Annotated in this window: 7 protein-coding genes; 6 read left to right on the top strand and 1 reads right to left on the bottom strand. The window is 60.4% G+C overall.

Annotation, left to right across the window (positions count from 1 at the left end; translation table 11 throughout):
- The first annotated feature begins 922 nt into the window (after window positions 1-922).
- The 4 genes from FJ404_17720 (at window position 923) to FJ404_17705 (ending at window position 7,171) form a co-directional block, all read left to right on the top strand.
- The gene (locus FJ404_17720) at window positions 923-2,971 is read left to right on the top strand and encodes a M13 family metallopeptidase (protein MBM3824693.1); all 2,049 of its coding nucleotides are present in this window, start codon (window positions 923-925) and stop codon (window positions 2,969-2,971) included.
- Between the two features lie 83 nt (window positions 2,972-3,054).
- Window positions 3,055-4,326 (top strand): polyvinylalcohol dehydrogenase, encoded by a 1,272-nt coding sequence (locus FJ404_17715; GenBank protein MBM3824692.1) that lies wholly within the window; start codon window positions 3,055-3,057, stop codon window positions 4,324-4,326.
- A 121-nt stretch (window positions 4,327-4,447) separates the two neighbouring features.
- Window positions 4,448-5,536 carry a 4Fe-4S dicluster domain-containing protein gene (locus FJ404_17710; protein ID MBM3824691.1) on the top strand — a complete coding sequence of 363 codons (1,089 nt, stop codon included), beginning with the start codon at window positions 4,448-4,450 and terminating at the stop codon, window positions 5,534-5,536.
- A 48-nt stretch (window positions 5,537-5,584) separates the two neighbouring features.
- Window positions 5,585-7,171, top strand: coding sequence for a formate dehydrogenase subunit alpha (locus FJ404_17705; GenBank protein ID MBM3824690.1), 1,587 nt, complete (start codon window positions 5,585-5,587; stop codon window positions 7,169-7,171).
- 255 nt (window positions 7,172-7,426) lie between these two features.
- Here FJ404_17705 and FJ404_17700 read toward each other — a convergent pair whose 3' ends face one another.
- On the bottom strand, window positions 7,427-10,111 hold the full coding sequence (locus FJ404_17700; GenBank protein ID MBM3824689.1) for a hypothetical protein: 2,685 nt from the start codon (window positions 10,109-10,111) through the stop codon (window positions 7,427-7,429).
- A gap of 815 nt (window positions 10,112-10,926) precedes the next feature.
- Between FJ404_17700 and FJ404_17695 the strand changes: the two genes are divergently transcribed.
- Both FJ404_17695 and FJ404_17690 read left to right on the top strand, forming a co-directional pair.
- Window positions 10,927-11,364, top strand: a complete 438-nt coding sequence (locus FJ404_17695) for a glyoxalase (GenBank protein MBM3824688.1) — start codon at window positions 10,927-10,929, stop codon at window positions 11,362-11,364.
- A 273-nt stretch (window positions 11,365-11,637) separates the two neighbouring features.
- A complete protein-coding gene (locus tag FJ404_17690) occupies window positions 11,638-11,961 on the top strand; it encodes a hypothetical protein (GenBank protein ID MBM3824687.1) in 324 nt (107 codons plus the stop codon).
- The last annotated feature ends 505 nt before the right edge of the window (window positions 11,962-12,466 follow it).

Raw genomic sequence — 12,466 nt, 5'->3', positions numbered from 1 at the left:
GATGATGTCGCCAACGGGGGAGTCCTGCTGGCCTTGCCTGCGCTGCTGTCGGAGGGACTGTTGCGACATACGCGTGAGCATTACACGCTGCAGGGCGCCGCCATCCACCAGATGTGCATCCTCCTCACTGAAACAGAAACCGTCTTTCCGACCACCCAACTCCGTCTCATCTACCGCCAGGTCGGCTCATCCTGGTTCCACCCCAGGTCAGGATGTCTGAGGCTGCCGTATCGCCGACTGCCCGTCGGCCCGGCGGGTGAAGAACAAAGCCCTTCCATGCTCTCCACGCGCCTCGTTCCCTTCGTCGCCCCGCAGGCTGGGCAGCCTGCGAAATAGCAGACAGGGCTGTCTGCGTTACCAAGACAACCCGGTCACCGACAACCTGTGGATACACTGTTCACTTCTGGATGCAGACTGGGGCACCGACGAAGGAGGGAAACGGGCAGGGAAGGAAGGGATGAAACCTATCGGTTGGAGGAATGCCTGCATCGCGTCCCGGACATCTTTCGGTGGGGTCCCGTGCCTGCGTGCGGAGAAGTCGAGTGGATGCGAGTAGAGCCGGCATGATTCTTGGATTTCGCGCGGCCCGTGCCGCCTTGCGCGTGCGCGGCGGGCAGGAGAAGCGTCCAATGCGTCGCGGCGAAGGTGGCAGGATCCATTCCAAGCGAAGCGATGATCAAGGACCCGCCCAAATCCACGGGTAACACGCAGCAACGCATGTTTTCACGACGCCTGGAGGTGCGATGGACGAGTTCGCATCATCGACATTCCATCGATCATGCCCGCGACAGCGGGCCTTTCTAAATCCGCGCCTCTTTCAGCCGCACGAAACACCTTTCGCGACCCCGTCGGAATTCTTACGCGCGGATTTAGGCCCCGGCTCGCGGCTTGATCAAGCGGGGTGGGTATCGCATGGTCAGGCATGCGATTGAAGCCCAAGTCCTGGCCCTCGATGTTCGGGGGCGTCCTCCTGCTCTGCCTTGTTCCCCCGGGAACCGCCGCGGAGTCCGGACCCGCGAAGAACCTCCGCTTTTCCGTTGCGCATATGGATCGCTCGGTCGATCCCAAGACCGACTTTTTCAAGTTTGCCGCCGGGACCTGGATAAAGCAGAACCCCGTCCCGGGTGACAAATCGCGCTGGTCGGGATTCGAGGAATTGCAGGAGCGCAATTGGGAGCTCGTGCGCGAAATCCTGGAGCTTTCCGCTTCAGCGAGTGAAAAAAGCCGCCGCGGCAAACTCGTGGGAGCCTTGTATCGCTCGGCCATGGACACCCAACGCATCGACGCCCTCGGATTTCGTCCGATCCAAGCAGACCTCCAGCGGATCGAACACCTGCGGTCTCACGCCCAACTCTGGCGTTTGCTCGGGCGGCTGCATCTCGAAAACTGGAACGCGGCGTTCTCGCCGGGAGTGAGCCCGGATGCCAAGAAGAGCACGCACTACGCCTTCCGGATCTGGCAAGGCGGGCTGGGCCTTCCGGATCGGGACTATTACCTTGCGGAGGGATTTGCCAGCCAGCGTGAAGGGTACGAGCGGCATGTCGCGCGCATGCTTCGCATGGCGGGTGACAACAGCGGCGCGGCCGAAGCGAAAGCGAAGTCCATTCTGGCGCTTGAAGCCGCCCTGGCAAAGGCGAGCAAGACGCGCGTGGAATTGCGCGATACCGAGGCGAACTACAACAAGTTCCCGGTTCGAGAATGGGGAGGGCGTTTTCCATCCGCCGCGTGGAAGGACTATTTTGCCGAGCTTGGACTGGCGAGAATGGATTCCTTGATCGTCGGGCAACCCAAGTTTTTTGAAGCGATGGCGAGCGAAATGGGGGCGCGTCCGCTGGAGGAGTGGAAGTCCTATTTGCGCTGGCACGTGATCCGCAGCGCGGCGCCCTATTTGCATCGGGAGGCGGAAGAGGCATCGTTCGAGTTTTACGGAACGGCGTTGCGCGGGCAGCCGCGGCAGGAACCGCGGTGGCAGCGGGCGGCCCGCGTCCTGGATCAAAGCGTGGGCGAAGCGGTGGGGGCGATCTATGTGGAGAAGCACTTCCCGCCCGCTGCCCGGGTGCGCATGAAAGAGTTGATTCAGGATTTGCGGGCCGTTTTCCAGGACCGCCTGGGCAAGCTGGACTGGATGTCGGCGGAAACGCGCGCCAGAGGACTGGCGAAGTTTGACCGGTTTACCCAGAAAATCGGCCATCCGGAAAAGTTCAAGACCTACGAAGGGCTCCGCGTCAAAACGGACGATTATGTGGGCAACATCCGTCGCGCGGCGGCCTTGGAGTCCAAGCGGCAGCTCGGCCGGGTCGGGAAGGCGGTGGATCGTTCCGAATGGCACATGACGCCGCAGACGGTGAACGCCTATTTCAACCCTTTGCAGAACGAAATCGTGTTTCCGGCCGCGATCTTGCAGCCGCCCTTTTTCGATCTGGCGGCGGATGACGCGGTGAACTACGGGGCGATTGGCGTGGTCATTGGACATGAAATCACCCACGGTTACGACGATCAGGGGCGGAAGTTCGACGCGGACGGCAATTTGAAGGACTGGTGGACTCAGGACGATGCGCGCGAGTTCGAGGCGCGCGCCGGGAAGCTCGTGAAGCAGTACGGGGATTACGAGGCTTTGCCGGGCTTGAAAGTGAACGGCCGGCTGACCTTGGGCGAGAACATCGCGGACTTGGGAGGGACGTCGATCGCGTTCGAGGCCATGCAGAGAGCGCTTGCGCGGGATCCCGCCAAACGGAAGCGGGTGGATGGGTTCACGCCGGAGCAGCGGTTTTTCCTGTCCTTGTCCCAGTTGTGGCGTGTCAACTGGCGCGAGGCGGAGTTGCGGCGCAGGATCGTGGTGGATCCGCATTCGCCGGCCCAGTTTCGCGCGGTGGGGCCTCATGTGAATCTGCAGGAATTTTACGACGCCTTCCAAATCAAGGAGGGCGATACCATGTGGAGGCCTGTTGAATCTCGCGCCAAGATTTGGTAGTAACCGCCGCCGTTGCTCCGTGTCATGGGGTGAATGACGTTCCTCATCCGAGCGTCCATCGTTTCGAACATGCTATGAATTCAATGCTCAATCTTACCTTTTCGCGGCATTTCCTCCGGATGGCCGCTGCCCCCTGTGTGATGGCTCTCTGGGCGATGGCGGCTCCAGCCGTACAGACCGCGGACTGGCCGCAATGGCGCGGTGCCGACCGCAAGGACCATGCGTACGAAGGCAATCTCCTGAAGGAATGGCCCAAAGAAGGTCCCAAGCGGCTTTGGCTGTCACGGGAAGGGGGCCTCGGATACGCCGGGTTCGCCGTGGTGCGAGGCAAACTTTTCACCAGTGGTTTGAAAGATCAGACCGAGCACATGCTGGCTTTCGACGCGGAGTCAGGGAAGGCCCTTTGGTCCGCGCCCTTGGGTTCGCGTTACCCGAACAAGTGGGGAGATGGTCCGCGGGGCACGCCCACGGTGGCCGGAGATTACGTTTACGCTTTGGGCGGGCAGGGGAAGTTAGTGTGCGCCAAAGTGTCGGATGGTACGGTGGTGTGGTCGAAGGAAATGAAGGAACTGGGCGGAGGCGTGCCGGGCTGGGGCTATTGCGAGTCAGTGTTGGTTGATGGCGACCAAGTGATTTGCACTCCGGGCGGGTCGCAGGGGGCCCTCGCGGCCTTGAATGCGAAAACGGGAGAAGTGCTGTGGCGATCGAAGGATTTCACCGATGGCGCGCAATACGCCTCGATCGTGCCCTTCGAATTCGGAGGAAAACGTCAATATGTTCAATTGACCATGCAGAACATCGTGGGGGTGAACGCAGCGGACGGAAAGGTGCTGTGGAAGTCAGGATTTCCCGGACGCGTGGCGGTGATTCCAACCCCGATTTATCACGACGGTCACGTGTATGTGGCGGCGGGTTATGGCGTGGGCTGCAAGATGATCAAATTGGGGAATGATCTTTCGGTCACCGACGTGTACGAAAACAAGGTAATGAAGAATCACCACGGGGGTGTGATCCAGATCGGAGACCATTTGTACGGCCACTCTGACGGACCGGGCTGGGTGTGTCAGGACTTCAAGAGCGGCGCGGAAGTTTGGGCCTCGAAGGCTCTGGGCAAAGGGGCAGTCAGCGCGGCGGATGGAATGTTGTATTGCGTGGAAGAAGGCAGCGGCACGGTGGTATTGGCCGTGGCATCGCCCAAGGCTTGGGAGGAAAAAGGCCGGTTCAAACTCGACCCGCAGACGACTCAGCGCTCGCCCGACGGGCGCATCTGGACCCACCCCGTCATTTCGAACGGCAAACTTTACCTCCGGGATCAGGAGCTGATCTACTGCTACGACATTCGGGCCAGTCGATAAGCCGGGCGGCTTTCTTCCTCCGGATCGTCAGCCGGCTTGTCAGGCCGGGATTCGCCCGGTTATCTTCGTCGTGACGGTGGCGAACTGATGTCGGGTTCGCGCCTCGTGAGCATCCATTCTTATGAATTCTGCACCGAGTTCGGTCCGGTCCATTCTGTCCCTCGACGGCCAGGAGATTCAGTTTCACGACGGCGAGACGATTTATCAGGTCGCGAGACGGGCCAGGCGGGAAGTCCCGACTCTGTGCTACGACGAACGGCTCGAAGCGTTTGGCGCGTGCCGTTTGTGTGTTGTGGAAGTGGAGGGCATGCGGACTCCCGTGGCTTCCTGCACGACCAAGGCCGCTCCGGGCATGAAGGTCCGCACGACTTCTCCCTCCATCGAGAAGCATCGGCGGACCTTGCTGGAGTTGGTGGTTTCCGAGAACCGTCAGGTCGAGGTCAATCCCTTGCGAGGCTATGCCTCTCAGGAATTGACCACACTGGCCGACCGCTACAGGGCGCGCAATGGGCGTTTTCAGGGGAAACAGTCCGGACGCAGTCATCGTCAGGACGACAACCCGTTCATTTTGCGAGACTATGATCTGTGCATTTCCTGTTACCGATGTGTTCGGGTGTGCGCGGAGCAGGAGGGGGATTATGCGATCAGTGTTCGCAATCGCGGATTTGCGACCCAGATCACGACGGAGTTCGACCACAAATTGAAGGATTCGGCCTGCACCTTTTGCGGCCAGTGCGTGCAGACTTGTCCGACCGGGGCGCTGGCCGACAAGAAAGCGATGCGAGCCGCGGACGCACCAGGGGAGATTCGCAAGACCCGCACGATTTGTCCGTATTGCGGCGTGGGTTGTTCGGTCGATTTGATGACCAAGGGCGATCGTCTGGTGGGAGTTCAACCGGCGATGGATGGGCCTGCGAACCAGGGCGCGCTCTGCATCAAAGGCCAGTTTGCGTTCGATTTCGTTCAGCATGAGGACCGCTTAAAGCACCCCCTGATTCGTCAGCCGGACGGCACTTTCAAGGAAGCGAGCTGGGAGGAGGCTTTGGACGTGGCGGCGGAAGGATTCCGTCAGGTGTTGCGGAAGCAGGGCCGGCGCGCGGTCTATGGCATCGCCTCCGGGCGCGCCCCTCACGAGGCGGCCTACACCATGCAGAAGTTCATCCGGGCCGGCTTCGGCACGCATTACATCGATAACTGTAGTCGAGCTTGACACAGTCCCACGGTCGTCGGTCTGGCGGCCACCATCGGACGGGGAGCGATGTCTAATCCACTCGCGGACATGGCGAAGCCGGATGTCATTTTCTGCATTGGCACGAACATGACGGAGTGCCATCCGGTGGCCGCGACAGGCTTGAAGAAAGCCATCGCGCGCGGGGCGTCGCTGGTGGTGGCGGATCCGCGCCGGACCCGATTGGCGGAGATGGCGGACGTCTATTTGCCGATTCGCGTGGGCAGTGACGTGGCGTTGTTGCTGGCCATGGCGCATGTGATCGAGCGCGAGGGGTTGATCGACCGCGCATTCATCGAGAACCGGACGGAGGGCTGGGAAGAATGGCGGCGGCATCTCAAGGCGTTCAGTCCGGAGTGGGCCTCCGCGATCTGCCAGGTGCCGCCCGTGGATATCGAGCGCGCGGCTTTGCTTTATGGGCGCGGCAAACCCAGTGGCATTTACTACACCCTCGGCATTACCGAACATATTTGCGGGGTGGATAACGTGCAGAGCCTTTGCAATCTGGCTCTGATGACGGGGAACCTGGGCGTGGAAGGGGGCGGCATCAATCCGATGCGAGGCCAGAACAACATCCAGGGCTGCGGAGATTGCGGTGCGGAGACCTTCGTCTTTCCAGGCAGCGTGAGGATCGACGACGCCGCCGCGCGCGACAAATTCGCGCAAGCTTATCAGCGTCCGGACCTGGACCTAGGCCAACCGATGACGAAAGTGACGGCCTTGCAGGAGTGTGGAAAATCCATTCACGCCATGCTGATCGACGGGGAGAACACGGTGGTTTCGGACCCGGACCGGATTCATTGCGAGCACGCGTTGAAGAGTCTGGAGCACCTGGTCGTCATCGAAATCTTCATGACGGAGACGGCGCGGTTGGCGCATGTGGTCCTGCCCGCAACGGCGTGGGCCGAGACCGAAGGCGTGGCCACGAACACGGAGCGAAGAGTGCAGCGATTGCGGGCGGCCGTGCCGCCGCCCGGGGTGGCCAAACCCGACTGGTGGATCATTTCGCAGATCGCCCGCCGTCTGGACGTGCCCGGGTTCGAGTATGAATCCGCAGGCGATGTCTTTGACGAGCTTTGTTCGCTGTCCCCGACCTATGGTGGACTGAGCTGGGAGCGTGTCTCGAGGGAAAGTTTGAATTGGCCGGTGCCCACCCCGGATCATCCGGGAACGCCCATGCTGCACGTGGGAGAATTCACGAATGGAAGAGGCAAGTTTCGCGTGCTCGGCTATCGCGACCCGGCGGAAGTGATCGATTCGGAGTATCCGGTCTGGTTGACCACCGGACGGCGACTGCAAAGCTACCACACCCGAACTCAGACCGGACGCGCCTCGGGAATCGATTATCTGCTGTCGGAGGAAAGTTTGGAGATTCACCCGCAGGATGCAGTGGCCTGGGGCTTTCGGGACGGTGATTGGGCGAAGGTGACAAGCCGGCGCGGTTCGGTGAAGATCAAGGTGCGGGCTACGGAGCGATCCCCGCGAGGAACCGTGTTCGCAAGCTTCAGCTTCGCCGATGTGCCGGTCAATAACTTGACCGGCTCGGGTTACGATCCCACCACTCATACTGCCGAGTTAAAGGTTTGCGCGGTGCGCATCGAGAAATCGTCCGGCTAGAGCACATCGATTCCATCGGCGCTCCGTCCCCTGGCTAAAGGAGCGTGGCTGGGTCGTTTTTCCACCTGCCACAGCACGTTAAAGAATCTGGAGTCTTCTGATCTGTCCGCGCGCTGGGGCGGGTCTCCGACACATCCACGCTCCCCAGGATACACCGGTCGTTGACCGAGCAGTCCTGTCGGCGTTGACGCCCTGGTTGCTGCGGCTCGATTTGACCAGCCTGCGAGGCGGGGATGGGAAGAGGCGCGGAAGCCGTCATCGGGAACCGCGGTTGGAGCTTGGCTTATTCCTGGCGGGGGCGGGCTTGCTGGCGCCGGGAGTTGTCAGGGCCTCGGTGCGTTTCCGCAACTCGTCGAACTTTTGTTGGAGCTCCCGTTGCTGCTTTTGGAGATCGAGGACCTCTTGACGCAGGGTGTTGACCTCCTCGGCGGGGCGGCGGCGGGAGCGCAAGTCACGCATCGCCTCCTCGGCGGCCTTGCGGCGCGGGGAGTCCTTCATCTCCACCACGAATGTGTTGATCGCGGGCAGGGCTTGGGGATCTCCCAGTTCCGCGAGGGCTCGGATGGCGGCCAATTGCACGACCTGCTTGGGATGACGAAGGTGCGGGAGGATGAATTCCCGGCTGGGACCTTTGGATTCCAAATCAGCAGCCAGTCTGGCAAGCGTTTGCAATCCCTCGGCGAAAGCGGCGCTGGTAAATTCCGATTCGCGTTCCCGCAGCACTTGCATGAGAGGTTCGATGAAAAAGGGGTCTCGCTGCGCTCGGATGGTTTCGATCGCGGCCTGGGCTAGTCTCTGCTTGTAACTCTTGGACTTGAGCTTTTCGGTCAGGATTTCCCGGGTGTGGATGTGCGGATAAGCGGCTAAGGCGCGCAAAGCCACGGCTTGAACATCCGGATTGGACTCGTTCTCCAGCGCCCGCCGCAGCGTTTCCGGCGTGTCCCCCGAATAAAACGACGCGATTCCACGGACCACTTCCTGGCGGACACGCGCGTCGGGCTGGCGGATGGATTGGATGAGCGCGGTGCGGGCGGTCTTCGTGTGGATTTGCGTCAGGGCCTTGGCGGCTTCAAGCCTGACGCCCCAAAACGAATCGTTTTGAAGAGTCTGGCGGAGCCTCTCGACGGAGGTCGCGTCCTGCCTCCGGCCCAAATTTTCGACGGCAAAGACGCGTCCGATGACATCCCCTTTTTCCACCAACTGTTTGTGGATCATTTCCGCCGGCGGGGAAAACTCGACTTGGGCGAGCCAGCCGAACTCCGGATCAATTCGAACCCATTCCGGCCGCGCGGGGAGGGAAAAGTAAAAGTCTTCGGCTCCTTTCGAAACATGGGCGATCATGTCGTGGAGTTTTCCATCCGCCTTGAAGCGGACCTTCAGCGGGACCGAGAACAGCAACACGGTGGGACCGAGCTTCTGGGTTTGTTGGATGGAGAGTTTGGCAAGCCGGGATTTCTCATCCCAGTCGTAGGCGGCTTTCAACTCGGGATGGTGGGCATGATAGGCGTATTGGTCGAAGAACTGATCCCAATCTCGTCCACTCAGTTCCTCGACGATCCCCACAAAATCTTCCGTGGTGGCGTTGTCCAGCGCGTGGCGTCTCAGATGTTCGTGGACACATTTCCGGTAAAGATCCGGTCCCAATTGGTTGCGGAGCATGTGGAGGATCCAGGCCCCTTTGGGATAGGCTCGGTAGCCGAACTGTTCCTCGGGCGATTTGTAGGCTCGGAAGACCACGGGAAGGATGTCATTGGGCTGAGAGAGGATGCTTCGAGCATTGCCCAGCATCTCATAGAGGAATTCGTCGCGTCCTTTGGCGTGCTCGGTGTAGAGCGCCTCGTAGTAGGTCGCGAATCCCTCATTGAGCCAGATGTGGCTCCAATCTTTGGTGGTGACGTAATTGCCGAACCATTGATGGGCGAGTTCGTGTGCGACCAGCGGCACGCTGGTTCGGGTGCCGGAGAGTTCATCAGGGAACAGAGTCTTGTCGGTCAGGGTGGTCTGCGTGGTGTTCTCCATGCCGCCCCAGGTGAAATCGTCCACCACCACCTGGTCGTATCGCGCCCACGGGTAAGGCACTCCCGTTTCCTTTTCGAAAAAGTCCAGCATGGCTCGAGTTCCCGCGAAAGAGTTCCTGGCGAAGGCGATCTGGGAGGGGGGGGTCCAAAAAGCGAGTGCCACCCCTCCCTTCACGTCCTCGATCTTTTCGAAATAGCCCGCGCAAAGCGTGACGAGATAGTTGACGTGCGGCTTGTCCTGGAGCCAGTGCCAGGCGACGAGTCCGGTGGCCTTGTTGGTGGATTGAGAAACGAGTCGTCCATTCGAGAGGGCAACCATGCCCGCCCGCACATGGCAGACCATCTCGGTCGTGAATTTCTCGTTGGGATAATCATAGCTGGGGTACCAATGACGGGCTTCGTGCATTTCCCCCTGGGTCCAGAGGTGCGTATCGCCCGGTTTGTAGCCTTGCGCGGGGGTTCGAAAATAGAGTCCTTTGTCAGGCTCGTCGGCTTGATACACGATCCGAATCCAGTTGGAGCTTCCCGCCGCGATGGGCTCCTGAAAGTGGATGCGCAAGAACTCCCCGGTGTTGTCCCAGGCACGGATGGCGTGGGAGGACTGCACCGCTTCGACGGACAATCGGACGGCGTCGAGCTTCAAGAGTTCGAGCGGTTTGGCGATGGGTTGGAAATCGATCTGAATCTTGCCGGCGACCGACCGCTTCTCGAAATCGGGGGTGACTTCGAGTTTCTGGTGGAGAATGTCGACTTCGCGGCTGGGCGCGTAGTGACGTCCGCTCGGGGGTGGAGCGTTTTCGAGGTAGCGTCCCGCTTTGAAACAGGCATGCCAGCCCGAGAGGGACTCCGCGAGTGCGGCGGCCGGGACCGAGAGGAGGCAAGCCCAGAGCAAGGGCCAAACGAGGCGAACAGGAAGTTGCATGCGGTGGAACAGAGCACAAAACTGAAACGGAAGAAAGTGCAGGGTTGATTCAGCAGGCGATGCGGGATGTGTTTCCCAGCTCTCCGCGTCGAGAAATTTCACAAGGGCTGAACACTCCTTAACACGTCGGAATTCCACAGAATCCAACGACTTGCACGCCTAGAATCCCACCATGGAGGTTTGGGACTCCAGCCGCCCACCCAACCTCCAATGGGCAAAGGTTTGGAACGATTCAGCCAGATCGGCAAAAAGTTCAGCTCGGTCGAGGACCTGGAGGACAGAGCCATCATATTTTCCTCGTGAAGCCGTGACCTTCGGAGCGCGCCGTTCACGGCGCCTCATCGTGGACGGTGTGATGACGTGGTTGGGCCGAGGACGCGGGGCTACCCTGGGGAACAAGGCTCGCATGGCACAACCCCGTTGGGGTTGAATTTAACACACGCGCAGGTGACCCGGGGTAGGTCCACTCCGACGCGGCCCAACCCCGGGCTGAGGGACAGAATTCCGTTGGGATTCGCGACGACTCAGCCTGTTCGATGGAGACAGGGGACAGAGATCTTGAGCCGTCCGACTTCCCGGTGTGACCCAGTCGAGTGAAACTTCATTTACAGGCCGTTCGCAGTGCGCGCGCATCACACCGCTTTCCCTCTCGCCCTGCGAGGCACGACGCGGGTGCATCGGTACAATCCAACCGCGGAGTATCCCGCGCGCCAAAGAACCAAGCCCTGCTCCCAAATCCATCTCTCGCGCGTCGCCACGCAGGATTCTCCGCTTGAGGTGAGGCGTCACCATCCGCGATGATGAAAGGGATCTCGATGAGCGATGACAAAATGTCGGCTGACATTCATCCGTGCCTGACCTACGCAGACGCGAATGCGGCGATTGACTGGCTCTGCCGGGCCTTCGGCTTCGCGAAACGTCTGGTGGTGCCCGGTCCAGACGGGACCGTTCAGCATTCCGAGCTTAGCCTCGGCACTGGCTTAGTCATGGTGAGCTCACCCAGGCGGGGCCGGCAGCCTCCGGGCAAGGCCGGTGGCCATACAGCGACTCTTAGCGTTTACGTTTCGGACCCCGATCAACACTTCGCGCAAGCGGTTGCCTCAGGAGCGACAGTCACACAGCCCCTGCGTGATGAAGATTACGGAGCGCGCGGCTACGGCGTAACGGACCTCGAAGGCCACCACTGGTACTTTGGCAACTATCGGCCCGGTTCTTACTGGGAGGGCTCTGCGGGTGGCGCACAAGACGCCTAACCAAGTCACTGGAGTGAACAGCCGCACCGCTTGGCAGTTTGAGGGTCGGGGGCGTCACCACAGCGGGGCAGCTACCGTTCGGTTCTGTCGTTCGGCAAAAACAAAAAGTCGGCTCACCTGTCTTATCAAAATGTGAAAACGATACTGTTCATTCTTGGATTGCTCATAGCCGCGTGCTCGACGAGGGGGAGCGAACTTGACTCGTTAGTCCTCGCAGGACACGAGTTGCACGCCTCACTGTAGACCCGCCTGCTAGAGGACTCCACTCGACATGTGCCCCGGTTAGTGATGCCCGGAAATCCGCACGTCTCGACCAACGCCGCATTCGTTACGGCCATTGCCCGCTCCGGCTCGCAGGGCAAGCTTAGTGGAGAGGGAATGCGCTCCGCGCTCTTCGCCATTTACCGCGGCAACAGCGATCTCGGTTTCTACGGGTTGGAGGCTGTGCGCAACATTTGGGCGCATAATGTGCGCCTGGGCCTCGCGCAAGTTCACCGCAAAGGCCTGGCTATTGTCGTGGTATGGACCGATGGCGTATCACCAGATTGCTGGGAGGCGGTGAACGCGAGAGTCGTGGAACGATTGAACGCCCGGTAATTGAACCCAGCCAGTTCGCTGAGGACAGAGATCTTGGGTTCGATTCTTATCAACAACAGCAACCATTCGTGCGGGCTAGCGTCCAGAAGCCGGGAGGGTGGTGTTGGCTTGGATAGGGAGGAAGCATCGGCGTCTGGATTATCCTGCCTCAACCTTCGAAACGAATGATGCGACAGAACAGGTATGGGATCTCACGGACCCACGAAGGCACGGAGACGGCAAAGCATGCTTGAAACGTTGCCCCCGTGAGTGAGAGACGCTTCGGATGCTTTCTCGGCATGTCTCTGTGCCTCCGTGACAGCCGTCCGACCTCCCGGTGTGACCTAGCTGAGTGTATATTCTTTACAATCCGGACGCACAACACGGGCATCGCACCGCTTTCCCTCTCGCCCTGCGAGGCACGAGTGGGGAGAGAGCCGGAGAGAGGGGCATTCTCAGGCTACCCCTCTCCTCGGTCCTCTCCCCGCTCATTCTTCGCATGGAGAGGAAGAAGTTCTTTGGGGAC

Source organism: Verrucomicrobiota bacterium (assembly GCA_016871495.1).
Lineage (GTDB): Bacteria > Verrucomicrobiota > Verrucomicrobiia > Limisphaerales > VHDF01 > VHDF01.
Note: the sequence above shows the minus strand (reverse complement) of the source record. Positions and strands in the feature narration are given on the sequence as shown.